Origin of the sequence: Caulobacter sp. BE254, assembly GCF_031457295.1 — a bacterium.
Classification (GTDB): Bacteria; Pseudomonadota; Alphaproteobacteria; order Caulobacterales; family Caulobacteraceae; genus Caulobacter.
The window spans coordinates 127,305-152,579 of sequence record NZ_JAVDWJ010000010.1; the positions used below are offsets into that span (position 1 = coordinate 127,305).

General features: G+C 69.1%; 15 protein-coding genes and 1 pseudogene. 5 read left to right on the plus strand and 11 right to left on the minus strand.

Going from position 1 to position 25,275, the window contains the following annotated elements:
- Positions 1–58: 58 nt before the first annotated feature.
- The 4 genes from J2X41_RS17755 to J2X41_RS17770 are packed head-to-tail and all read right to left on the minus strand — an operon-like array spanning position 59 to position 5,666.
- Positions 59–2,893 (minus strand): AAA family ATPase, encoded by a 2,835-nt coding sequence (locus J2X41_RS17755; RefSeq protein ID WP_310083732.1) that lies wholly within the window; start codon positions 2,891–2,893, stop codon positions 59–61.
- Positions 2,890–3,969: a hypothetical protein gene (locus J2X41_RS17760; RefSeq protein ID WP_310083734.1), complete on the minus strand. Its 1,080-nt coding sequence runs from the start codon at positions 3,967–3,969 to the stop codon at positions 2,890–2,892. The genes J2X41_RS17755 and J2X41_RS17760 overlap by 4 nt, the downstream gene beginning before the upstream one ends.
- Positions 3,970–4,992, minus strand: coding sequence for a serine protease (locus J2X41_RS17765; RefSeq protein ID WP_310083737.1), 1,023 nt, complete (start codon positions 4,990–4,992; stop codon positions 3,970–3,972).
- Positions 4,989–5,666, minus strand: a complete 678-nt coding sequence (locus J2X41_RS17770; protein WP_310083740.1) for a hypothetical protein — start codon at positions 5,664–5,666, stop codon at positions 4,989–4,991. The genes J2X41_RS17765 and J2X41_RS17770 overlap by 4 nt, the downstream gene beginning before the upstream one ends.
- Before the next feature lie 123 nt (positions 5,667–5,789).
- Here J2X41_RS17770 and J2X41_RS17775 point away from each other — a divergent pair, with 123 nt between their 5' ends.
- Entirely contained in the window at positions 5,790–6,878 is a 1,089-nt protein-coding gene (locus J2X41_RS17775; RefSeq protein ID WP_310083743.1) for a hypothetical protein, read from the plus strand.
- 194 nt (positions 6,879–7,072) lie between these two features.
- Positions 7,073–8,758: an alpha-glucosidase gene (locus J2X41_RS17780; protein ID WP_310083747.1), complete on the plus strand. Its 1,686-nt coding sequence runs from the start codon at positions 7,073–7,075 to the stop codon at positions 8,756–8,758.
- A 47-nt stretch (positions 8,759–8,805) separates the two neighbouring features.
- Here the strand turns inward: J2X41_RS17780 and J2X41_RS17785 are convergent, their stop codons facing one another.
- The 7 genes and pseudogenes from J2X41_RS17785 to J2X41_RS17815 all read right to left on the minus strand — a co-directional run bounded on the left by J2X41_RS17785 (position 8,806) and on the right by J2X41_RS17815 (position 21,957).
- Entirely contained in the window at positions 8,806–9,642 is an 837-nt protein-coding gene (locus tag J2X41_RS17785) for an alpha/beta hydrolase (RefSeq protein WP_310083870.1), read from the minus strand.
- 296 nt (positions 9,643–9,938) lie between these two features.
- Positions 9,939–10,655, minus strand: a pseudogene (locus tag J2X41_RS17790) (DUF6445 family protein).
- The gene (locus J2X41_RS17795) at positions 10,652–12,247 is read right to left on the minus strand and encodes a tryptophan 7-halogenase (RefSeq protein WP_310083749.1); all 1,596 of its coding nucleotides are present in this window, start codon (positions 12,245–12,247) and stop codon (positions 10,652–10,654) included. The pseudogene J2X41_RS17790 and the gene J2X41_RS17795 overlap by 4 nt, the downstream one beginning before the upstream one ends.
- 42 nt (positions 12,248–12,289) lie before the next feature.
- Positions 12,290–14,050: an N-acetylglucosamine-specific PTS transporter subunit IIBC gene (gene nagE, locus J2X41_RS17800; protein WP_310083751.1), complete on the minus strand. Its 1,761-nt coding sequence runs from the start codon at positions 14,048–14,050 to the stop codon at positions 12,290–12,292.
- A gap of 5 nt (positions 14,051–14,055) precedes the next feature.
- Positions 14,056–16,584 carry a phosphoenolpyruvate--protein phosphotransferase gene (gene ptsP, locus J2X41_RS17805; protein WP_310083754.1) on the minus strand — a complete coding sequence of 843 codons (2,529 nt, stop codon included), beginning with the start codon at positions 16,582–16,584 and terminating at the stop codon, positions 14,056–14,058.
- A 27-nt stretch (positions 16,585–16,611) separates the two neighbouring features.
- On the minus strand, positions 16,612–18,978 hold the full coding sequence (locus tag J2X41_RS17810) for a family 20 glycosylhydrolase (protein WP_310083872.1): 2,367 nt from the start codon (positions 18,976–18,978) through the stop codon (positions 16,612–16,614).
- Positions 18,979–19,185: 207 nt separating this feature from the next.
- A complete protein-coding gene (locus J2X41_RS17815) occupies positions 19,186–21,957 on the minus strand; it encodes a TonB-dependent receptor (RefSeq protein WP_310083756.1) in 2,772 nt (923 codons plus the stop codon).
- Positions 21,958–22,157: 200 nt separating this feature from the next.
- Here J2X41_RS17815 and J2X41_RS17820 point away from each other — a divergent pair, with 200 nt between their 5' ends.
- The 3 genes from J2X41_RS17820 to nagA are packed head-to-tail and all read left to right on the plus strand — an operon-like array spanning position 22,158 to position 25,236.
- A complete protein-coding gene (locus J2X41_RS17820; protein ID WP_310083758.1) occupies positions 22,158–22,952 on the plus strand; it encodes a GntR family transcriptional regulator in 795 nt (264 codons plus the stop codon).
- Between the two features lie 53 nt (positions 22,953–23,005).
- Positions 23,006–24,097 (plus strand): SIS domain-containing protein, encoded by a 1,092-nt coding sequence (locus J2X41_RS17825; RefSeq protein WP_404979950.1) that lies wholly within the window; start codon positions 23,006–23,008, stop codon positions 24,095–24,097.
- Positions 24,097–25,236, plus strand: a complete 1,140-nt coding sequence (gene nagA, locus J2X41_RS17830) for an N-acetylglucosamine-6-phosphate deacetylase (protein ID WP_310083762.1) — start codon at positions 24,097–24,099, stop codon at positions 25,234–25,236. The genes J2X41_RS17825 and nagA overlap by 1 nt, the downstream gene beginning before the upstream one ends.
- Positions 25,237–25,275 lie beyond the last annotated feature (39 nt).

The window sequence follows — 25,275 nt, forward strand, 5'->3', positions numbered from 1 at the left end:
GCCGAAGCGATGACCGTATGCTTCGCGGTGGCGTGGGCTTCTATGTCCACGCCCGGGATCAATCGGTCTGACGTCGGACAAACGGCCCGGTGACGGCGCGCTTGAGCGTCCAATCCACCTCGTCCTGCAAGACCGGGATCAAGCGGCTAAGGCCGTCGCTGTCGTAGAGCCGCTTCATCTGCGTGTTGATCATGTTACGGAAGGAAGTGTCGGGTTCCATCCCGAGCGCCACAGCGATCGTTGTCAGACGCCCAGGGTCGATGCGTATACTTGGGAAGGCTTCGCCGGCGCCGACGAGCCAATCCAGAATTTCCCTGATCGGCCGCAGACTTGGATCGACGATCGGCGCGCGCTCAGTCGGCCAGAGAAGCAATTCAGAAACTTCCGCCACGCACTCCCGCGCCAGCACGGGGCGCTCGCGAACGGGGTCCCCGAGGACGTCCAACCACACCGTGGCGCGCTTGAGAGACGCTATTCGCGCTTCGTCCAGCTGCCTCAAAGGACCGGCGAGGCTCGGGTTTTTCCACTTTCGCGTGACGCGAATCTGGCCGACCACCGCCGCGAGGGTGTTGTGTGGAGCGTAGGTTCCGTTGGCCGAAAAGGCTTCGGAAACCCGCCAGTCCTCAAGCGCCGCATGCAGGTCGCCCAGGCCCTCTAGAGCGCCGGCGACGGTGGCGAAGACGGCCGCCCGCACGTCCGCCCATTGAACTGGCATATCGAAATCGATCCAGCGCGAGAGACGGTCCGCTTCCCTGATAAGGCGGTTAATCCTTCCCTCCGCGACCAGGGCTTCGGCGTAGAGATCGCCCGCCGGCCCGTCGAGCCGGGCCAGTTCGTTGATCTCCATGAACTCCAGCGTTGCGGCGCGCGCGGCGCTGTCATGCGTCTGGCGTTGGAGGAGGGCCCGTGCGGCGTCGAGATCGTCAAAGCGCGCGGGATAGCGCGACGGCGAGGCGCCAAGGTCGGTCACATCCGCCAGGGCAACACCTCCCAGCCGCCGGCGCAGCAGGCGGCGCGCGGCGGCGGGAAACTCGGTCAGGGCGTTCTTCAGCCGCTCGGCGGGCTCGCCTCCCAAGCGCCCACCGATCTCGTGCTCCGGCAGGTTCAGCCGCAGGGCGTGATAGAGAGCTTCCGTCCGCGCCGCTACGCCTGTCTGACCGTCGTAGTAGTCCAGCGCCGCGCGGTTCACCGCCCGCGCCTGGTCTGCGGTGATCCGGTCGAAGTCCCGCAGCATCAGACGGCGCACGTCCGGTCGATGCCAGAGGGCGCTTGGATCGTCGGGGTCAGCGATGAAGAGCTGGCCCTCCCTGGCCGCTCGTTCCATAAGGGCCTGGCCCGAAACCTGCCTCAAGTCGATGCCGCACGCCCCGGCCAGCACCCGCTCGATCACCTCGACCGTCAGCCTGCGCAGCTGCAGGCCCGGCTTGGCCAGCCGTTGCAGGTCGGGATCGTGCAGCCGCAGCAGGATGCGGTCGTAGAGCGCGGCCTGGATGCGTTCGGACGAGCCCCGCAGGCTCCTGGCCCAGACGGCGGCGTCGAAGTCCGGCCCCTCCTTCTCGATCAGGATGGCGGCCAGCCGCACGGCCAGAGGCGAGCGGCCGACCACGCGCAGGGCCGCGCGCGCCTTGGCTTCGTCCAGCTTGACGCCCAGCCGCGCGGCCTCCCCGGCCAACAGTTGCAGAGCCTCGCTCGTGGAGAAGACGCCCAGTGACGCTCGGGCGCGCACCGGCGCCTCGCCGAGGATTGGCCTGCCGACTTGGAAGGTCACGTCGAGGACCGGGCCGAAATCGCGGGAGGCATAGATGTCGAACACCTTGGCCCGCTCACGACGCATCATGCTGGCCAGTGTCCCGGGGTGGCGGGCGGTCTCGTCGTCGAAACCCAGCACCTGCTCGAAGCTGTCGATGAAGAGCACGATGCGCGCCTGCTCCTTTCGCCCCAGCATGTCGCAGAGCTCCCGAAGGGTGTCCTCGTGCGTCCGCGCGCCCTCGCCCCGCGAAGCCCCGAAGGTCTCCAGGTTGGAGCCCTGCTCCGCGAAGCGATAGGCTTGGCGCAGGTCCGCCAGCCGCCCTCTGTCTTCTTCGCCGATCCAGCGCTCAGCCTGGCGCAGCAGTTCGGCGATCATCGTCGCGAGGCCCGCCCGCTGCAGGTCCCGGCGATCGAAATCCAGGTGAAAGACCGCGTGGGGCCGCCCGCCGGGCGGCTCCGTCAACCGATCGGCGACAAACCGGCTGACCAGCATGGACTTGCCCATGCCGCCCGGCGCATCGACCAGCACCGGCCCGATCCAGGGCGCGTCCCAGGTCTCCTTCAGCTGGCTCAGCTGCGTCGCACGGCCCACGAACCGGTCTAGGTCTGGCCCGCCCATGCCGCGCAGGAAATTCAGCTCCGCCACCTGCGCATGCAGCGTCGAGGGGTCAAAGCCCGGCGGCGCGCCGGCCGCCCCCGCCCACTCACCGACGGTGGCCAGGGCGGTCAACTGGTCGCGGTCGGTGGGGTCGGGCTCGACGGCCCCGTCGCTCAGCATAGTCTTGAGCAGGGATTCGCTAAGCGTGACGTCGCCATCGGGCAGGGTCTCCACCAGCGCGCGCGTGGCGTCCGGCCCCAGCGATTGCAGCACCTGGAAACGCTGGACGCTGGGCAGACGCAGGGCCGGGCCCCCGTCGGCGCCCTGGGCGGCGATCGAGGCCTGCTCCAAATCCAACGCCGCCTCCATGGCGGCCATCCGTGCGTCCGGATCCGTCGGGGCGTGATCGCGCAGCCAGGCGTCCAGCAACTCGCTGGTGCGGAAGCGTTCCCGCACCGCCGCCGCGCCCCACAGGTCCCGTGCTGGCCCGTCGGCGGCCCAGGCCAGCGGCGGGTCCGCCGCCGGTGAGGTTTCCAGGGCGCTCACGCTCCCACCTTCACGCGAAGGTCGACCAACCGCTTGCGCACGGCATCGCAAAGGTCGCGGCCCTTGAGCGTCTGGGTTAGGGCGCAGACCTCGGCGCTGAGGGCGGAGAGATCGGCGTCGCTGAGTTTAGTGGTCGCCTCGGCCAGGGCATTGACCCCCTTGATCGTCGCCTCGATCTCCCAGGCCTGGAACTCGCCCAGCGCATCCGTGCGCGACAGGGCGTTGGGATCGCTGATGTCGATGATCGGATCGGGAGCCAGCACGAAGATGACGCAGCGAGTAAAGTCGTTGTTCAGCCGCCTCTGCGCTAGGTCGGCCACCAGTCGCTTGACCGCCTCCGGCACGCCCTCGCGGTCCATGTTGTCGAACACCAGCCACACCGGCCTGGGCCAGTCTTCGGAGGCCTCGTTGATCCGCCGAGCCAGTTCCGCCCCGAACCGCTCGCCCTCGGTAGTGGCCGTCACCCCGTCGCTGGTCGGCGTCCTGTCCGGGTCACGACCCACCTTCAGCTCTTCGACCAGGAGGAGAAACAGCTCCTTTGCGGTGCGCTTTTCCAGCACCGGCGAGATCAGGTCGGCCTTGACCAGCTTGGCGGCCCCGGTGGTGCGGGCGACATATTCGATCAGGTGCCAGGAGTGGGTGCGTCCCAGACCCCGGTCGCCGCGCACCACCGCCACGCGAACGTCGTTTTCGTGGGCCGCATCCTTGAGGATTTGGCGGAGCGGCTTTCGATTGACCATCGGCACGCCGGCCGCCAGCCAGGCTTCGTACGGCGGCCCGGCAGCCTGAAGCTTCTGGATAATGGACGCAAGTCGCACGCCCGCGGCGGCCATGATCGCCGCCTCCGCGCGCGCCGGGGTGAGGGCGGCGGCGGCCGTCAGCACGTCCGGGGCGCAATCGGCGTTGGCGTCCAGCCAGGCCGCGAAGGCGACGGCGACGGCGAGCATGGTGGCGTTGATACCGGCCAGCACCGGAATGTCCGGCACGCCTTCGCTGGCCAGGAAGAGCCGGAAAAAGTCGGGCTGCATGTCGGCGGTCCAGCTCAGCACCGCCCGCTTTTCGTCCTTCAGCAGCATCTAGATCGTCACGCCCTTCGCGCGCAGGCTGGCCAGGATGACCCCGATCGGAATGGCCTGGTTGTAACCCAACGTGGCTGGAGGCCAGTCCAGATGGCCGGCGTGATGGACAGCCACCATGTTCAGCCCGGCGTCGAACACCGGCGCGCCGGACGAGCCCTTCATGGTGTTGACGCTGTGGCGCAGGCGGGTTTCACCAACCTGCTTGACCGACCCCAGGTCGATTTTCATCGGCAGATCATCGGGATGCTGCAGCACGATCAGCCCGTCGGCCACCTGCGGCACGGGGGCGGCGTCACTGAGCTTCACGAAGCCGCGCGGGTCGCCGCCGGCGGCGACCGCCTCCTCATCGATCTTTCGCTCCAGCTCTAGCAGCGCGTAGTCCAGCGCGTCCGACGCCTCGGTCAGCGGACCGGGACTTTCGTCGGTCGGGGCGTGCGTGCTGGTCGCAAGCACCCGCTTTACCGCCACGCGGGTTTCGGGGGTGACATAGCCGTTCGGACCCTTCTTCTTGTCGAATACGCAGACGACGGCGCCAGTCAGACTGCCGTCCGCCGCCAGATCACGGGTCACCACATGCTCGTTGGTCAACACATAGCCAGGCGCGATCAGCGTCCCCGTGCCGGTCAGCGAACCCACCACCTGGCAGACCGCCCGCTCGCGCATCGAAAGGGTGGCGCGGAAGAAGTCCACATCCTGGAAAGGCGTCCCCGCCGGCCGCACCAACGCCTCCAGCCCCTCCACCGGCAGCTGGGTGAAGCCCATGCGGTCGGCCACATGGGCGAAGTCGGGGACCGACGGCCGTGCGTCGCGCAGCACGGCGACCAGCCGCTCCACCTCGTTCAGCATCGCAAAGCGCTGGTAGGTCTGGAGAACCTGCTCCTCCAGGGTTCCATTGCGGTTGGCGATGTTGCCGAGATTCAACCCGAAGTTCCACAGCAGGATGTTCGACAAGCTCACCCAATCGAGGCTGCGCTGCATGGCCCGCAGGAAGATGCCGGTCTCGGGCGGGTTGAGGATCATGGTGCAACGCCCGGGTCGGCCAGATCGCCGGCGGCGACCATGGCCTTCAGCACCACCGCCGCGCCGCACTGTTCCGAAACCAGGTCGGGGTCGTATCCATGGTCGTGGCTGTACTTGCCCTTAAGGTACTGGTTGGAGAAGCTCCACAGGTAGGGCGAGTTGACGCTGCGGCCGTAGTAGCCGAAGCCGTTGAAGCCCTCAAAGCGGAAGAGTGACCGGGCCAAGCTCCAGTCGGTCAGGTGGGCGAAGCCCTCGTAGGTCACGGCGTCGATGGCGCTGGAGGCCCAGTCGCTAGGCGGGTTCCACACCGGCGGCCGGCCCCTCGGGACCTGCACAGTGCGCACGCCGAGCGGGTCGCCGTTATGCAGGTGGGTGTTAAATTTGAAGTTGCCCTCCAGCCCGTGGACGATGCCGATGAACCACCAGGGCGCGCCGGTCGCTGACGCCACCGCGTCGTAGCGCGGCCGACCCTTCAGCACGGCGGCGCGAACCTTGGCCACCAGCGCCGCCCGTTCCGGCCGCACAACGCAGCCCTTCCAAAGCACCTCGTAACGTTCTCTGAGCTGCGAGAACTTGGTCCCGGTGAAGGGCGGCAGTGGCGTGGTTGAAGGCGGCGTTGATGGCGCCGCTCCGGCTTCCAGCGGATTTGCGCCCGCTGCCGCGGTCCTAGCCATGACTTTTGCCCTCAAAACGATCCTAAAGCTGCGATCGTATCGTGAAGGTAGAAATTTCCTTGCGCAAGACTATAGTTAAGGTCGATCTTTGATGAACTGCAACGATCGAGGGAGGGGCGTCCCGTGGCGACATTTCGGATTCTCGGAAACAAGGTGCTTACCCAGGCGGCGTTCGCCGAAGCAGCAGCCAAGCTGCCGCGGTCCGGCCTCGAGGCGGGCGAGTCCGTTGCAACCCACCCCCTCGCCGCGGCCTTCGCCGGCCCGGGGGGGCTGGAAGCTGCGCCGGGCGCCGCGGCCTTCACGCCTATCGGCATCGGCCTTCCCCTGACCATCCTGATCCGCGAAGTCTATACGGGCAAATACCCGTCCAAGGGTTTCCTCGGCGGGGGTGGAAAGCCGATGGCCGTGGTCACAGGCTTGCGAGACTACAGCACCTATGCGGCCAGCAGCCGGGCGGTAAATTATCTGAAGAAGGGCGTCGGCCAGCACAGCCGCTTCCAGGCTCCGTCCACCTTCGAGGACGGCACCAATGTCGTCGCTTATTCGCCGGCGGTGGTCAGCGAGTCGTTCTACTTCTCCGTCGAGATTGCCTTCGACAAGTTCGACGGCGGCCTATTCGAGACCATCGCCAAGGGGCTGGGACTAGCTGCGGGGATCCCGCTGCTGATACCGGCCCAGGGTTATCTGCTGGCGGGCAGCGCCTTGATCAAGACGGGCGCCAGTTGGGCCGACGCCCTGACCGACGGCAAGGCGTCGTTCAGCATCAACGACCAGCTGAATTTCGACGTCCCCGGTTCGGTGCCGCCGGTCGCCGATTTCCGTGTACTGTGCCACTTCGACGCCAGTGGCATGACCTATAATCCGACCAAGGGTTTGATCGGCAAGGACGGCAACGTCTATGCGGGCGATGATCCCTATGTGGTGGTCAGCCTCGACGGCGCGCCGCGCAAGTCGCTGGCCGATTTCGCTCCCACCATAGCGACAGCCGGCGTGCTCAAGCAGTTCTTCAACATGCAGGACGGGGCCGACGCCACCGTCGCCGCCATACTCGACGGCCTGAAGCTGACCAGCGACATGGGCTTTCGCAAGAAGGCTGAGGACGCCAAAAAGGATCTCGCGGCCGCCGCTACGGATGCTGAGAAGACCGCCGCTAAAATCCACCTCGATGCCTACAACAAGAACATTCTCAATGAGGTTCTGCGGATAACTTAAGGGCGCTGACGGCGCGTCGCGGCAATTCAGCAGGAGCAAGCTTTCACTGGGCGCCGTAGTAGATCCAAAGGCAAAGATGGCTGGCGCTCATATTTATGAGCTTTTCTATACGCTCAGCGGACACTCTCTCCGCCACTAACCCCGTCGCGAAAATCGGTTAGCGTCTCCGGGCCAAGGCCTGGGAGAAACCGCTCGTGCACGATGACCAACCGACACTCCCCGCCGAGCCGGTCCCCGGCCGCCGTCCCTGGTGGAAGGACGCGGTCGTCTATCAGGTCTATCCGCGCTCGTTCCTCGACACCGACGGCGACGGGATGGGCGACCTGGCGGGGATCACCGCGCGGCTGGACTATCTGAAGGCCCTGGGGGTCGACGTGGTGTGGCTGAGCCCGCACTTCGACAGCCCCAACGCCGACAACGGCTACGACATCCGCGACTACCGCAAGGTGATGGCCCAGTTCGGGACCATGGCCGATTTCGACGCCATGCTGGACGGGATGAAGGCGCGGGGCATCCGGCTGATCATCGACCTGGTGGTCAACCACACCAGCGACGAGCACGCCTGGTTCGTCGAGAGCCGCCGGAGCCGCGACAACCCCTATCGCGACTACTACATCTGGCGCGACGGCAAGGCGGGCGGCGGCCCACCGAACAACTACCTCGCCTTCTTCGGCGGCTCGGCCTGGACCTTCGACCCGGGCTCGGGCCAGTACTACCTGCACTATTTCGCCGCCAAGCAGCCGGACCTTAACTGGGAGAACCCCAAGGTCAGGGCAGAGGTCCACGACCTGATGCGGTTCTGGCTGGACAAGGGCGTATCGGGCTTCCGGATGGACGTGATCCCGTTCATCTCCAAGCCGCCCGGCCTGCCGGACCTGGCGCCGGAGGACCTGCACGCGCCACAGTTCGTCTACGCCGCCGGCCCAAGGCTGCACGACTATCTGCGCGAGATGCGCCGCGAGGTGCTGGACCGCTACGACACGCTGACCGTCGGCGAGGCCTTCGGCCTGCGCCCCGAGAACGCCCGCGACCTGGTCGACAGCCGCCGCCGCGAGCTGGACCTGGTGTTCAATTTCGACATCGTGCGGATGGACATCGACGGCTGGCGCAAGACGACCTGGACCCTGCCGCGGCTGAAGGCGCTCTATGCCGAGCTGGACCAGGCGGCCGGGCCGTTCGGCTGGAACACGGTGTTCCTGTCCAACCACGACAACCCGCGCTCGGTCTCGCACTTCGGCGACGACGACCCGGCCTGGGTCGAGCGCTCCGCCAAGGTCCTCAACACCCTGATCCTGACCCAACGCGGCACGCCGTTCCTCTACCAGGGCGAGGAGCTGGGCATGACCAACTATCCGTTCCGGACCCTGGACGACTTCGACGACCTGGAGGTGGCCGGCCGCTGGCGGGACGTGCGCCACCGGGTGCCGGAGGAAGAGTACCTGGCCAACGCTCGGGCCATGGGCCGCGACAACAGCCGCACGCCGATGCAGTGGACCGATGGCCCGCATGGCGGCTTCACGACGGGCAAGCCCTGGCTGGCGGTCAATCCGAACGCCGCGACGATCAACGCGGCGGACCAGGTCGGGCGGCCGGATTCGGTGCTGGCCCACACCCGCGCCCTGATCGCCTTCCGGCGCGGGTCCGCCGACCTGCGCGAGGGCGACTACCGCGACCTCGACCCCGACCACCCACAGGTCTTCGCCTACCGCCGGGGCGAGCGGATCCTGGTGCTGCTGAACTTCGGCCGCGAGACGGTGCGCTACGCCCTGCCCGACGGCCTGTCGGTCGAAGGCGCGGCGTTCGGGGCGGCGCAGGTCGCCGACGGCGCCGTGACGCTGGCGGGCTGGGCCTTCGTGATCCTGACGGTCGCGGACCTCTAAAAAGGCGCCGGCCGCTGGCGGACGCCCCTTCATGCGCTCCGGAACGCCTACGCCTTGATGAAGGCCAGCAGGTCCGGGTTGATGATCTCCGGGTGGGTGGTGCACATGCCGTGCGGCAGGCCCGGATAGGTCTTCAGCGTGCCGTGCTTGACCAGCTTGATGCCGAGCAGGGCGCTGTCGGCGATCGGCACGATCTGGTCGTCCTCGCCGTGCATCAGCAGCACCGGCAGGTCGACCGCCTTGAGGTCCTCGGTGAAGTCGGTTTCCGAGAAGGCCTTGATGCAGTCGTAGTGCGCCTTGGCGCCGCCCATCATGCCCTGGCGCCACCAGTTCTCGACCGTGGCCGGCGAGACCTTCGCGCCCGGGCGGTTGTAGCCGTAGAACGGGCCGGCCGCGACGTCGTGGAAGAACTGGGCGCGGTTGGCGTTCTGGGCGGCGCGGAAGCCGTCGAACACCTCGATCGGCAGGCCGCCGGGGTTCTTGTCGGACTTGACCATGATCGGCGGCACGGCGCCGATCAGCACCACCTTGGCCACCCGGCCGGGCTTGGCGCGGGCCGCGTAGTGGATGGCCTCGCCGCCGCCGGTGGAGTGGCCGACATGGACGGCGTTCTTCAGGTCTAGGTGGTCGGCCAGGGCGATGACGTCGGCGGCGTAGGTGTCCATCTCGTTGCCGGTGTCGGTCTGGCTGGAGCGGCCATGGCCGCGGCGGTCATGGGCGACGACCCGGAAGCCCTCGCCCAGGAAGAACATCATCTGGTTGTCCCAGTCGTCGGCGCTGAGCGGCCAGCCGTGGTGGAACACGATCGGCTGGGCGGTCTTGGGACCCCAGTCCTTGTAGAAGATCTGCGTGCCGTCCTTGGTGGTGATGAAGCCGCTGCTCATTTTGGTGTCTCCTGGGGATTTGGGCGAAGCCTTGGGCGTCGCCGCGGACGAGGGGGCCGGCGCGAGGGACGGAAGGGCGGCCGCGAGGGCCAGGCCCAGGCCGCTGGCCACGACGCCGCGCCGCGAGGCACCGTCCGTGTCGCTGGAAGATCTGGTCATGCCCGCCGCTCCGCCGGTCCGGCGGAGGGACCGCCGGATTCGGGCCGGAGGCTAGGCCGTTCGCCGGCCCGGCGCTTGGACATGTCTGCCGTGACTTGAAGGTTCTTCGCGCCTGACAAGGTTGGCGCCGGGCGCGATCAGGGCTCTGGGCGGAAAAAGGTGTTGGCCGTCAGCCGCCCGGCGCGCGGATCGGCGCTGGCCGGGCGGTCGGCCAGCACGCCGGCGTGCAGCAGGTTGCTGGCATAGACCACGATCCGGTTGAAGACCGGCGCGACCACGGCCGTCTGTTCGTAGAGCGGATTGGAGGCGGTGACGTAGCCGCCCTGGCCGCCGTCGCTCTCGGCCATCTCGCGACGCGCCGCCGCCAGATAGGCCGGGCCGCGCGCGGGAGCGATCGCCTCGAACCCGGTGGCCCGATGGCGGTAGAAGGCCGTGCCGCCGTGCGGGGGTCCGCACAGGTAATGCAGGATCGCCAGCTGGAGCGGGTTGGTGGTGTCGATGTGCGGCAGCCGCTAGGCGAGGCTCGCCTGGTCGGCCGGCAGGGTCGCCATCGACAGGGCGCAGGTGACGTGGGCGCGGCCGTCGGGCGGCGCCCCGAACGTCGTCGCCAGATGCGGCCGCAGGGCGGTGACCAGCGCCTGGACATAGCCGGGCGGCGCCGGGGCGCGGACGCCGGGATAGAAGTTGGCGGCGGCCTTGACCGGAGCCAGCACGGCCGTGTCGGCGGCGAACGCGACCAGGTCTTCGGCGCCGGTCAGTAGGCCGTCGACGACCAGCACCGGGCGCGCCTCGCGGCCGACCCGCAGCACCTCGACGCGGGGATCGGGACCCGGCGCGAAGGCGAGCCCGCTCACCGCCGGGGCGCCTCGCCGGCCTCGATCGTGGCGAGGTCGGGCGCCTTGGTCGAGAAGCCGCGGGCATAGACGTCTGTCAGCAGGGCGCGATGGTCGGGCAGGCTGGCGGCGGCGCGCAGGCCCGCCTCCCGCACCCGCGCGAAGTCGGCCCGGGCCAGGTCGCCATGGATGTGGGCGGCCGGGTCGACCTGGGTCTCGAAGCCCATGCCATAAAGAATGTACTGGTAATTGAAGTACTTGAAGCTCTCGTGCAGGTTCGGGAAATCGAACACGTTGGGCGGGCGGTGCTTCCACATCGCCAGGTGGTCCCGCAGCGTCTCGGGGATCGAGGCGGGGTCGGCGTTGTCGGTCCAGAAGCGGTTGTCGGTGCGCTGGCTGAGGCAGTAGTGCAGCTTGATGAAGTCGATGGCTCGCAGGTAGCGGTCGGTCATGGCCGCGTTGAACTGGCGCGCGGCCGCCTCCATACCGCCCCGGCGCGGCAGGTTGCGGGCCAGCATGTAGGCGGCGGCCTCGATCAGCACGATGCCGGTGGATTCCAGCGGCTCCAGGAAACCGCCGGACAGGCCGACGGCCACGCAGTTCTTGATCCAGTGCGCCTGGCGATGGCCGACCTTCAGCTTCAGCAGTCGCGGCGTCAGCCCGTCGCCGGCCTGGCCGACATAGCCGCGCAGCACCTGCTCGGCGCGGTCGTCGGTGGTGTGGCGGCTGGAATAGACATAGCCCGTGCCCCGGCGGTCGGGCAGGCCGATGTCCCAGGTCCAGCCGGCCTCGTGGGCGGTGGAGATCGTGGTCGTGGCCACCGGGGCGTCGGGCCGGTCGTAGGGGACCTGCAGGGCCAGGGCCCGGTCGACGAACAGCGTGTCGCCCTTGTCGATCCAGGCCGAGCCCATGGCCTCGCCGATCAGGGCGCCGGCAAAGCCCGTGCAGTCGACATAGAGGTCGGCGGCCAGGTCGCCATACTCGCGGGTCGTCACCGAGGCGATCGCGCCGTCGTCCGCCTTGTTGACCGCCAGCACGTTGCCCAGAAGATGCCGGACCCCCGTGGCCTTGCCGACGTCGCGCAGCAGGGTCGCCAGCTTGCCCGCATCGAAATGATAGGCGTAGGCCATCGGCCCGCCGTACTGCGGGTCGTCGCGCCGCTTGGGGCCGCGCATGGCCTCGCAGACCTTGTCCTGCAGGGTGACGGCGTCGGAGAACGGGATGTCTCCGGCCTCGCCCATCAGCCAGTAGGGCGCCAGGTCCAGGCCGCCGTTCAGCAGCCGGGGCTGGGCGAACGGATGGTAGTAATGGCTGTGGACCCCGTCCCTGGGCGCGGTCTTCCAGTCGACGAACTTGATGCCCTGCTTGAAGGCGGCCCCGGCCTCGCGCAGGAACCGCGCCTCGTCGACGCCGAGCGTGCGCATCGTGTTCTGGATGGTCGGGAACGTGCCCTCGCCCACCCCGATGATGCCGATCTCGCTGGACTCGATCAGGGTGACACGCACCCCGTCCGGCCGGGTCGAGCCCAGACGCCGGGCGAGGTAGGCGGCCGTCATCCAGCCGGCCGTGCCGCCCCCGACGATCAGGATGTCGTTGATCGACCTGTCCGTCACCCTGGTTCCCTCACCCCTTCACCGTTGCTGGCGCGGCCCTCGTCAGGCCGGCAGCAGGCAGCGCACGGCCTCGCAGATGCGCTCGGCGTCTGGACCCAGCACCACGTGCACGGACCGCTCGCCGACCCGAACCACGCCGCGCGAGTCCAGGGCCGCCAGGGCCGCCTCGTCGACGGCGGCGTTGTCGCGGACCACCAGCCGCAGCCGGCTGGAACAGGCCCCGACCGCCTCGACATTGGCCAGGCCGCCCAAGGCGCCGACCAGGGCCTCGGCCTTGGCGTCGTCGGCGGCGGTCGGCAGGGCGACGGGCGCCGCGATCCTGGCGACGGCGGGCTTGGCCGGAACCGGCGCGGCGCCGGGTCCCCCGGCCATGGCGGCGCGGATCTCGCCGGCCACGCCGTCGGCGATCGGACCCAGCACCACCTGCAGCGCCTTGTCCGAGGGCTTGACGATCCCTCGCGCGCCCAGGGCCTTGAGAGCCGGTTCGTTGACCGCGCCCTGGTCGGCGACGATCAGGCGCAGGCGGGTGGTGCAGGCGTCGACCGACACCAGGTTGGCCGCGCCGCCCAGGGCCAGGACGAAGTCCGCCCCGCGTCCGCCGCCGGTGGTCGCCGCCTCGGCGGTCACCACGTCGTCGGCCTCGCGCCCCGGGGTCTTCAGGTCGAACTTGACGATGAAGAAGCGGAAAAGGCCGTAATAGATCCCGGCGTACAGCGCCCCCAGCGGCAGCAGCCACAGCGGATGGGTCGCCTTGCCGAAGTTCAGCACATAGTCGAACAGCCCGGCCGAGAAGGTGAAGCCCAGCTTGATGTCCAGAGCGTTCATCGCCGCCATGGCCACGCCGGTCAGCACCGCGTGCACCGCGTAGAGCAGCGGGGCCAGGAACATGAACGAGAACTCGATCGGCTCGGTCACCCCGGTCAGGAACGAGGTCAGGGCCAGCGAGGTCAGCATGCCGCCGACCGCCTTTTTCTTCTCCGGCCGGGCCGTGTGGTACATGGCCAGACAGGCGGCAGGCAGGCCGAACATCATCACCGGGAAGAACCCGCTCATGAAGCCGCCGGCGCTGGGGTCGTCGGCGAAGAACCGGCGAAGGTCCCCCGTCGCGCCGTGATAGTCGCCGATCACGAACCAGGCGATGTTGTTGAGGATGTGGTGCAGGCCGGTGACGATCAGGATCCGGTTCAGGAAGCCGTAGACCAGCAGGCCCGTCTCGCCCGAGCCGACGATGGCCCGGCTGGCCCCGTCGACCGCGCCATTGATGCCGTCGTAGCCCAGGCCGATCAGCACCGCGATCAGCAGACCGGCCAGGCCGCTGATGATCGGCACGAACCGCCGCCCGCTGAAGAAGGCCAGATATTCGGGCAGCTTGAAGGTCGAGAAGCGATTGTAGAAGATCCCGCCGATCAGGCCCGAGGCGATGCCGATCGGCACGCTGAGCTTGGCCAGGGCCTTGGCCTTGTAGGCGGCCGAGGCGAGGTCGGCGTGGGCCTTGATCAGACCGGCCGTGACGTCCGGCGGCACGTGCAGCAGGGCCTTGGCGCCCTCGGTGGCGATCAGGAAGCAGACCACGCCCGCCAGGCCGGCCGCGCCGTTGTTCTCCTTGGCGAAGCCCACGGCGACACCGATGGCGAACAGCAGGCCCAGGTTGGAGAAGATCGCGTCGCCGGCCGCGGCCACGAAGGCGATGTTCAGCAGATCCGGCTGGCCTAGCCGTAGCAGCAGTCCCGCCACCGGCAGGACGGCGATGGGCAGCATCAGGGCGCGGCCCAGGGGCTGAAGGAATTCGAGCGGGGACTTCATCGCTTTTAGGCTCCAACCTTCGCGTGGAAGGCCTTGCAAAGATCTCGGACCGCCTCGGGCGAGGTCTGGTCCAGCGCCTGGCGGGCCAAGGCCTGGCAGGCGTCGAGGTTCAGGGCGCGGACCAGGGCCTTGACCTCCGGCACGGTGGCGGCCGTGGCCGACAGCTCGGTGACGCCCAGGCCCAGCAGCACCGGCACGGCGACCAGGTCCGAGGCCAGGCCGCCGCAGACGCCGACCCAGCGGTGGTGGCGGGCGGCGCCGGCGCAGGTCTGGGCGATCATCCGCAGCACCGCCGGGTGCAGGGCGTCGATGCGGGCGGCCAGTTCGGGATTGCCCCGGTCCATGGCCAACACGTACTGGGTCAGGTCGTTGGTGCCGATCGACAGGAAGTCGGCCTCGGCGGCCAGCAGGTCGGCGGTCACGGCGGCGGCCGGGGTCTCGATCATCACCCCCAGCTCGACCCGCTCGGTGATCTCCAGCTCGCGCTTGGCCTCCTCCAGCACGGCGCGGACGGCGCGCAGCTCGTCCAGGCTGGCGATCATCGGGACCATGATCCTGCACTGGCCCAGCGGCTTCACGCGCAGGATGGCGCGCAGCTGGGTCTTCAGCAGGTGAGGCCGCCACAGCGACACGCGCACGCCGCGCAGGCCCAGGGCCGGGTTCTCCTCGGCCGGGATCGGCAGGTAGGGCGCGGCCTTGTCGCCGCCGACGTCCAGGGTTCGGATGATCAGCGGCCGGCCGTCCAGGGCCGAGGCGATGGCCTGGTACTGGCGGGCCTGCTCGTCCTCGTCGGGCGGGGTCTCGCGCTCCAGGAACAGGAACTCGGTGCGCAGCAGGCCCGAGCCTTCGGCGCCGTTGGCGGCGGCGGCCAGGGCGTCGTTCAGCGAGCCGACATTGCCGAACACCTCGATCCGCGTCCCGTCGGCCGTGCGGCTTTCCTGGTGGGCGGCGGCCTTGGCGGCGGCCTTGCGCTCGTGGCGGGCGGCGATGGCGGTCTGGGCGTCGGCCAGCTGGCCGGCGTCGGGACCGACCCGAAGCGTGCCGTTCTCGGCGTCGAGGATCAGGCTGGCGCCCTCGGTGACGTCCAGCACGCCCGGGCCGGCGGCGACGATGGCCGGGATGCCCATGGCGGCGGCCAGGATGGCCACGTGCGAGGTCGGCCCGCCCTTGGCGGTGCAGAAGCCCGCCACCTGGCCGGCCTCGACGCCCATCAGCTGCGAGGGCAACAGTTCGTCGGCCAGCAGGATGGCGCCGGCCGGCAGCGAGCGAGCCTCGTCCTCTTCGCCGCTGAGGGCGCGCAGCACCTGGCGCTCCAGGTCGATCAGGTCGTCGACGCGCTCGGCCAGCCGGCGGTCGCCCAGGCCGCGCAGGGCCTCGACATAGCCGCCGACCGCCCGCCGCCAGCCAAAGCCGGCGCTCTTGCCCTCGGCGATCAGCCGGTGGGCCGAGGCGGTCAGTTCCGGGTCTTCCAGGAAGGCCAGGTGGGCGCCGAGAATGGCCTTGCGGGCGGTGTCGCCTTTCGCGGCCGCCTGTTCGATCCGGGCGCGGACCTGGGCCAGGGCGGCTTCGAGAGCGGCGCGCTCGATCTCGGCGCCGGCGCCCGCCTCGACCACGGCGATGTCGCTGGAGACGAACCGCACCGCCTGGCCGATAGCCAGGCCCGGGGCGGCCATCACGCCGCGCAGCAGGCCCGGCTCGCTGGCCAAATGGCGATCTTGGGCGGCGCGGACGGCCTCGACCACGGCTGGCGGGGCGGTGGTCGGCGGCAAGGCCGCGCTCTCGCCCATGCCGCTCTCGATCAGCTCGACGACGGCGGCGACGGCGAAGTCGGCGTCCGGCCCGCTGGCCGCCACGCTGATGCGGTCGCCATGGCGGATGGCCAGGGCCATCACCCCGACCGGACTCTTGGCGCTGGCCCGGCGGTTGACGGCGACCAGGGCGACCTCCGAGGCGAACTTGCGGGCGCTCTCGGCGATGCGGGCGGCCGGCCGGGCGTGGATACCGTGCTGCAGCGGCACCACCACCTCGCGCGACACCTCGCCGTCGGCGACCGCCAGGGTCGCGCCGGCCCCGCCGACCGCGGCCAGCTCCATCAGGAAGTCGCCGACCGAAGCGGCGTGGTCCTGCTCGCGGCGGACGATCCGGAAGGCGTCGGGATTGGTGATCACCACCGGGGTGATCAGGCTCTTGGCGCGCTGCGACAGCAGATCCAGGTCGAAGCTGATCAGCTTGTCCCCGGCCTTGACCGCGTCGCCGTCCTTGACGTGGACCTCGAAGCCCTCGCCGCCCAGGCCGACGGTCTCCAGGCCGACATGCATCAGGATCTCGGCGCCATTGTCGGCCCGCAGGGTGACGGCGTGGCGCGTGGCGTGCACGGCGATCACCCGCCCGTCGCAGGGCGCGTGCAGGGTCGAGCCCAGGGGATCGATGGCCAGGCCGTCGCCCAGCATGCGCTCGGCGAACACCGCGTCGGGCGTCTCGTCCAGCGGGGCGATCCAGCCCTTGAGCGGCGAGGACAGTACGAGATTGGGCACCGATACGCTTCCTGGTTCTTTGAGGATCTAGAGAGGGGTCTTGGTCGCGGTCAGCGTGACCTGGTCGAGCACCAGCGTCGGCTCGACCGTACGCGCTGTAAAGGTCAGGCAGAGATCGTGCACGCCTTCGCGCCTGGGCAGGGCGCCGGACACCGTCCCCAGGCCGGGCCCGCGGGCGGCGGCGCCCAGCGGCAGGGCGGCGATCCGCTCGCCCGCGCAGCCGTCGATCCGCACCTCCAGCTCGCCGGCCGGGGTGGCCGGCGGGCGCAGCGGGATCTTCTGACGGTCGGCGCCGATCTGGAAGTTGAACGGGACCTGGCCGATGCGGGCGCTCAGGGTCAGGCCGGCCGACAGGTCAGCGCCCTTCCACACCCAGCAGGGGTTCATCAGGTCGACCGCGAACACCGCGCGCGGGCCATCGCCCGAGCCGGTCTTCGGCGCGTCGTCTTCCAACGACAGGTTGATGCCGTCGCCGCAGAGCTCCAGCTGGTGGCTGTCGCGGGTCCGGGCGGCCAGCAGGGTGACCGGATAGTCGCGAACCCGCCCCAGGGCGTCGTCGCCCAGGAACGTCCGGGTTCGGACGGTCTTGCCCGGCGCCAAGGCCAGGGGCGCTTCGTAGAGGCCGGACGCCTTGTTCGGGACCTGGCCGTCCAACGTGTAGCGGATCTCGCCCAGGCCCAGTCCCGAGGCCAGGGCGACCGAAACTTGGCCGCCCTCGGCCGGGCGCAGGGTGGCTTGCGGCTCGTAGGGCACCGCGTCGTGGGCCACGCCCAGCACGTCCAGCCGCGCGCTCTCGGCCGGCAGGCGGGCCGCGAAGCTGGCCCAGTCGCGCCGGTCGTCCGGAGTCCAGCCGTTCTCGGCCACGGCGATCAGGCGGGGGAAGGTCATCCGCTCCAGCCGCTCGTCGGTGCGCATGTGCTCGGTGAAGGCGGTGGCCTGCAGGCCCAGGATATGGGTGCGCTGGGCCGGGGTCAGGGCCGCCGGGGCGGCGTCGAAGTCGTAGACGTCCTTGAGGCTGACGATCTTGATCCGCCCCGGCGGCTCGTCGGCCGAGGCGCTCTGGCGGCGGTCCATATAGAGGGTGCTGTCGGGGGCCAGCACCGCGTCATGGCCTTGGGAGGCGGCGGCGACCGCTCCGTCGATGCCGCGCCAGGACATCACCGTGGCGTTGGGGGCCAGGCCCCCTTCGAGGATCTCGTCCCAGCCGATCATCCGCCGCCCCCGGGCGTTGATGTGCTTTTCGGCCCGCTGGATGAACCAGCTCTGCAGGCCGTGCTCGTCCTTGACGCCCGGGGCCTGGATCTGGGCCTGGATCTCGGGGCTGGCCTTCCACTGGTCCTTGACCGCCTCGTCGCCGCCGACGTGGATGTATTCGGACGGGAACAGGTCCATCACCTCGTCGAGCACGTCGTTCAGGAAGCCGAACGTCTCTTCGCTGGGTCGATAGAGGTAGGGGAACACGCCCCAGTCGCCCATGGCCGCGCGCGGCGGGGCCTTGGTCATGCCGAACCGGGGATAGGCGACCAGCGGCGCCAGGGCGTGGCCGGGCATCTCGATCTCGGGCACGATGGTGATCCCGCGCGCCGCCGCGTAGGCGACCAGGTCGCGCACCTGGTCCTGGGTGTAGAAGCCCTGGTAGCGGACCGGTTTGCCGGTCCTGCGGTCCTTGCCCGCCGCCCCGGCCGGGACGCGCCAGGCGCCTTCCGAGGTCAGCTTCGGATACTTCCTGATCTCCAGCCGCCAGCCCTGGTCGTCGACCAGATGCCAGTGCAGGACGTTCAGCTTGTGGGCGGCCATGGTGTCGAGGATCGCCTTGATCGTCTCGACGCTTTGGAAATGGCGGGCGCTGTCCAGCATGAAGCCGCGCCAGGCGAAGCGCGGGCTGTCGTCGATGCCGACGGCCGGCAGCAGAGCGGGCCCCTTGGCGGCGTCCTGCACGGCCAGCTGCCAGACGCTGACCGCGCCGTAGAACAGACCGGCGCGCTTGGGGGCCTGGATCCGGACCTGCTGGGGCGAAACGTCCAAGGCATAGGCCTCGGGCACGGTGTCGTCCTCATCCGTGAGCGGACCGCGCATGATCAAGATGGCCGCCTCGCCGGCGGGCGGCGCGCCCATGACGACGGCGGGCTTGAGTCCCCGGGCCTTGAACAGCATGTCGGAAAGCTGGCCGGCCACGACGCGGGCCTCGACGTCGCCCTTCGCGACGAAGATCCGGGTCCTGGCGGTCAGGGCGAACGCCCCTTGGCCCATCGTCGCCTGGGCCGGGGCGGGCGTCAGGGTCAGGGTCGGTTCAGCGGCGCAGGCGGCCGAGGCGAAGGCCAGGGCGGCGGCCGAAACCGACAGGGCGCCGGCCAGTCTCTGGGCGGCGCGGGCGAAGGGCGGGGCGAAGATCATCAAGGGACGCTCACCGGCCGACCGGAAGCAAAAAGCGGGCGGAGCGTTTGACCGCTCCGCCCCAGCTCCATGCTTGCAGTCAGGAGGACTTGGGTCGCGATCGGCGGCGGACAGGTCATGGAACGATCCTGACCGCCGCCGACGCGACGAACTTGAAAATAAGGACGGGGCCCGAAGCCCGGATGCCGATGACCCCGTCCATATTGGCTAGAACTTGAACCGGACGCCGCCAAACACCATGCGGCCGTTCTTGTAGATACGGGCCGGACGGTTCTTGTCGTTGTCGTAGTTGTCGGTCTGCTTCTCGTCGGTGAGGTTCACCGCGTCGAGGCTGAGCGAGATCTGGTCGGTCAGGTTGACGCTGGCCGACGCGTCGAGCGAGGCGATCGAGTCCGACCACAGCTGCCGGTAGCCGCGCTCGGCGTCGTAGTCGACGAAGAACTTGGACCGGTAGTTGTAGGACAGGCGGGCGCTGAAGCGCTCGTTCTCGTAGTAGCCGCTGACGTTGAAGATGTTCTTCGAGTTCGACGGCACCGGCACCCCCGACGACGAGCTGGCGTCGGAATAGGTGTAGTTGGCCAGGACGCCGAAGCCGTTCCAGACGGGCATCTGGAAGTTGACCTCGAAGCCCTTGGTCTCGCCGCCCGCCACGTTGACCGGACGGCCGACATTATAGTCGCAGCTGTAGAGGCCGGCCGATTGCAGCACGCAGTTGTTGGCCGGGTTGACGACCCGCGGGTCGGTGGCGGCGGCCTGCAGCGGCAGCTTCTCGACCGTCGCGCCCTGGACGATGTAGGTCGAGATGTCCTTGTAGAAGAAGTCGACCGACAGGATCGACTGCGGGGCGAAGTACCACTCCACCGTCGCGTCGTACTGGTTGGCGCGGTAGGGATCCAGGTCGGGGTTGCCGCCCGAGGCCGTCAGCAGGGACTCGGTCAGCGAGGTGAAGCCGGCCATCTGGGCGTAGTCCGGACGGGCCAGGACCCGGGCGGCGGCCAGGCGGATCACCACGTCGTCGCGGACGTCGAACGAGAAGTTCGCCGACGGCAGGATGTCGGTATATTCCTTCTCGCCCGCGGTCGGGGCCATCAGGCCGAACGGGTTGTTGATGGCGCCTGGCGTGCCGGCCGACACGCCCACCCGCCAGGCGTTGGTCTCGATTTTGGTGTTGACCACGCGGACGCCGACATTGCCGCGCCAGCCCTCGCCCTTCAGGTTGCCCATCACATAGCCGCCGAAGGTCTTCTCGTTGAAGTCGAAGCTTTCCAGCGGGCCGAAGTGGTCGCAGTTGTTGAGGTTGATGCAACCGCCGACATTGGGGTTGTTCGGGTCATAGACCGTGGCCGGGCCGAGCTTGGCGTAGATGGCCTCGATCTTGTTCTTGTCGGCGGTCAGATAGCTGCTGAGCACGCCGGGTCCGCGAATGCCCTTGAGGTAGTCGCCGTCGGTCAGGCCGTTGGCGACGTCGTCCAGACCACAGGCGTTGTTGCTGCAGCCGGTACCGTTGTTCAGCAGCGCGCGACGCTGGCCGTAGGTCTGCACCACGTCGCGGTCGTGGTCGGTGTATTTCAGGCCGAACTTGACCGAGCTGAACACGCCGCCGTCGAGGAACTTCTCGCCGTCGACGAAGGTGTAGAACTCGTCGTCGGTGTTGACGGTGGTGTTGGCCGAAGCCCAGCCCAGCGTCATCTCGTCGTCGGCCGTGGTCGGATTGATGTCGGTGAAGCTGACCTTCGGCAGGCCGTTCGACAGGTCGTAGGTCAGGCCGGTCGGGGCGTTGGTTTCCCAGAACGGCTGCAGGTCGGTCGCGCCCTTGGCCTTGGTGTAGCCGACGCGGCCGCTGAACTCCCAGCCGTCGGCCGGGCGCCACTTGCCGGCCAGGTCGATCGAACCGACGTTGGTGTGGGCGATGCGGTCGATGGCGTCGAACACCACGCCGTTGCCGCCGATGGCGTTGAAGTTGCCGGCGGTGGCGGTGCCGTTCTCGACGCGGGTGATGTTGAACTGCGAGCCCGGCGAGGTGCTCAGGGCCCCGACCTTCTGGCTGATCCAGGCCATGTAGTTCTGGTTGAAGTTGTCGGCGTCCATCTTGGAATAGAGGCCGGTCAGGTTCAGCTCGAACTTGTCGGTCGGCGCGTACTGGATGGCGAAGTTGGCGCCCTTGCGCTCGCGGGTCTGGGTGAACAGCGACGAGCCGATCAGGCTGGGGGCGTAGACGGTCTGGCCCGGGGTGATGCCGCTGATGTTGCCGGCCCCCGAGGCGGTGGTCACGGCCTGGTAGCCCAGGACCTCGATGCCGTCGCGGCGGATGCGGCGCTTGTCGTAGATGCCGCCGACCAGGACGCCCAGGGTCTTGTCGGCGTTGTGCCAGCTGAGCATGGCCGAGGCGGTCGGATCGGTGTTGCCCGACTTCTCGTCGTGGAAGGCCTGGATCGAGCCGGACACCGACAGCGGCGCCAGGTCCAACGGGTTGCGGGTGTGCACATTGACCGTGCCGCCCACGCCGCCCTCGTCGATGTCGGCCATCGGGCTCTTGAACACCTCGACCTTGCCGACGATTTCCGACGGCAGCATCAGGTAGTTGAAGCTGCGGCTGGCCTTGAACTGGTCGAGAATGAACCAGTCGGCGGTGGCCACGGCGTGGCCGTTGAGCAGGGTGCGGTTCAGGGTCGGCGCGGTGCCGCGGATCGAAATCCGCTCGCCTTCGCCGAACTCGCGCTGGATGGTGACGCCCGGGACGCGCTGCAGCGATTCGGCGACGTTCTTGTCCGGGAACTTGCCGATGTCCTCGGCGGTGATCACGTCGATCACGGCGTTGGCGTTGCGCTTGGCCTGCACCGAAGCCTGCAGCGAGGCCCGAATGCCGGTGACCACGACTTCGTCGACTTGTGTAGAGTCCTGCGCGAAGGCCGGCGCCGCCATTGCAACCGCCAGCATGCTGGCGGACGCGGTTAGAATGGTTTTGTGAAACTTTCTCATTATCGAATTCTCCCCGTTGCCAGGCCTCTTGGACTTGGAGCCGAGCCCCAAGCCCAATCTGATACCAATTATCTGCGGACATCCGTAGAATGCGGTACTTCTCGGGCCTCGGAGGGTGACTGTGACGGAAAATGGTTGGATGACAAGGCCAAAAAAGAACCAATTCGGGACCAGGTTCTTATTGGTACGGAAATGGTCATATGCTATCCCCATGGTCACGGGGTGGCGCGGTTTTGGGCTGGGGTGCGGAATTGGCGACGTTTTCTGAGAGGATCGGCGGCCTGGCCGGCGACGACCACGCCCCGCTTTACAAGCAACTGCAGCGCGCCCTGCGCGAGGCCATCCAGAAGAAGGTATTGTCGCCCGACGACGCCCTGCCGGCCGAACGCGACCTGGCCGAGGAATTCGGCGTCTCGCGGATCACCGTGCGCAAGGCGCTGGACGGGCTGGTCGGCGAGGGCCTGCTGACCCGCCGCCAGGGCGCGGGCACCTTCGTGGCCGCGCGGGTGGAGAAGAGCTTCTCCAAGCTGTCCTCGTTCACCGAGGACATGATCTCGCGCGGGCGCACGCCGCGCAGCGAGTGGATCAGCAAGGCCGAGGGCTCGGTCACCCCGGAGGAGTCCCTGACCCTGGGCCTGTCGCCCGGCACGCCGGTCTATCGTTTCGCCCGGATCCGCTATGCCGACGGCGCGCCGATGGCCATCGAATATTCGACCGTCGCCGGCTTCGCCCTGCCCTCGGCCGAGGCGGTCGGCGTTTCGCTCTACGAAGCGCTGGAGGCCACCGGCCACCGTCCCGCCCGCGCCCTGCAGCGGCTGCGCGCGGTGCTGTTCACCGCCGAACACGCCGAGCTCCTGGGCGTTCCGGCCAAGGACGCCGGCCTGCTGATCGAACGTCGCGGCTTCCTGAAGGACGGCCGGGCGGTCGAGGTGACCCAGTCCTATTATCGCGGCGACGCCTACGACTTCGTCGCCGAACTGAACGCCCTTTCCTGAGGGTTCGTGCTGAACGGGGCTCGCCCCGCGCTTATCTGAAGGGAACGCCCGTCTTGGAGGCCCATGTCTTGACCCGATCCGCCCCCCCCACCGACCCTTCCTCCTCGCGTGGGCGCCTGACCGCGGAATCGACCCGCATGTTCCTCGAGGCCGGCCAGGCCTCGCAGGTGGTCGCCGCCCAGCTGGGCGCCAACGCCGCCCGCGCCGCCCGGATCGCCGAGCGCCTGCGCGCCAGCCCGCCCCGCGCCGTCGTCACCTGCGCGCGCGGCAGCTCGGACCACGCCGCCACCTTCGCCAAGTACCTGATCGAGACCCGCACCGGCGTTCTGACCTCGTCGGCCGCCCTGTCGGTCAGCTCGGTCTACGCCGCCCAGCAGGACCTGGGCGACGTGCTGTACCTGGCCATTTCGCAGTCGGGCAAGAGCCCGGACCTGCTGGCCTCGGTCCAGGCCGCCAAGGCGGCCGGGGCCTTCGTCATCGCCCTGGTCAACGACACCAGCTCGCCCCTGGCCGCCCTGGCCGACGAGGTGCTGCCGCTGCACGCCGGGCCCGAGCTGAGCGTGGCCGCCACCAAGTCCTACATCGCCGCCCTGTCCGCCATCGCCCAGCTGGTCGCCGCCTGGACCGGGGACGAGGACCTGACCGCCGCCCTGGCCACCCTGCCCGCCCTGCTGGCGGAAGCCTGGACCTTGGACTGGAACCCGGCCGTCGAGCGCCTGAAGCCGGCGCGCAACCTCTATGTGCTGGGACGCGGCGTCGGCTTCGGCGTCGCCCAGGAGGCGGCCCTGAAGTTCAAGGAAACCTGCGGCCTGCACGCCGAGGCCTTCAGCGCCGCCGAGGTGCTGCACGGTCCGATGGCCCTGGTGAAGGAAGGCTTCCCCGTCCTGGTGTTCGCCCAGAACGACGAGAGCCGCGACAGCGTCGACGCCATGGCCAAGGGCGTGGCCGAGCGCGGCGGCGACGTGCTGCTGGCCGGCGCCGGGGAAGCGGGGGCCGGGGTCCTGCCCGCCGTCGCCGCCCATCCGGTGATCGAGCCGATCCTGATGATCCAGAGCTTCTACCGCATGGCCAACGCCCTGTCGGTGGCCCGCGGCTACGACCCCGACAGCCCGCCGCACCTCAACAAGGTCACAGAAACCGTCTGATGCAGTCCGTTCTCGTCAATGGCCGCATCCTGACGCCCGAAGGCATCGTCGACGGCAAGGCCGTGACGATCCGTGACGGACGGATCGGCGGTCTCCTCGACAGCGCCGCCATTCCCGCCGGCATGGCCCGCCACGATCTGGACGGCGGCCTGCTGGTCCCCGGCTTCATCGACACCCAGGTCAATGGCGGCGGCGGGGTGCTGTTCAACGACTCGCCCACCGTCGAGGCGATCGCCGCCATCGGCGCCGCCCACCGGCCCTACGGGACGACGGGCTTCCTGCCGACCCTGATCAGCGACGACCTGGCCGTGGTCGACGCGGCCATGCGGGCGACCGAAAAGGCGATCGCGGCGGGCGTGCCCGGCGTGCTGGGCGTGCACATCGAGGGCCCGTTCCTCAACGCCAAGCGCAAGGGCATCCACGACGCCAGCAAGTTCCGCACCCTGGACGACAAGGCCGTGGCCCTGCTGAGTTCGCTCAAGCGCGGCAAGACCCTGGTGACCCTGGCGCCGGAGACCACCACGCCGGACATGGTGCGCCGCCTGGCCCAGGCCGGGGTGATCGTCGCCGCCGGCCACACCAACGCCGCCTACGGTACGGTCCGCAAGGCGCTGAACGCCGGCCTGACCGGCTTCACCCATCTGTTCAACGCCATGTCGCCGCTGACCAGTCGCGAGCCGGGCGTGGTAGGCGCGGCCCTGGAAAGCCAGGCCGCCTGGTGCGGAATCATCGTCGACGGCCGTCACGTGGATCCGGCCGTGCTGCGCATCGCCCTGCGCACCCGGCCGCTGGACCGCTTCATGCTGGTGACCGACGCCATGCCGACGGTCGGCATGATCGACAAGAGCTTCGACCTGCAAGGCCGCCACATCCGGGTGGTCGACGGAGTCTGCGTCGACGACCACGGCACCCTGGCCGGCTCGGACCTCGACATGATCGGCGCGGTGCGCAACGCGGTGGCGATGCTGGGCCTGTCGCTGGAGGGCGCGATCTCGATCGCCTCGGCCGCCCCCGCCGCCTTCCTGGGCCTGGCGGGCCGTCGCGGCGCCATCCAGGTCGGCCAGGCCGCCGACCTGGTGCTGCTGGACGAGGGTCTGAACGTGCGCGAGACCTGGATCGACGGCGCACCCAGCCGATAGCCGGCTCCGGGCCACAGCCTTAACGACAAAAAAGAAGGG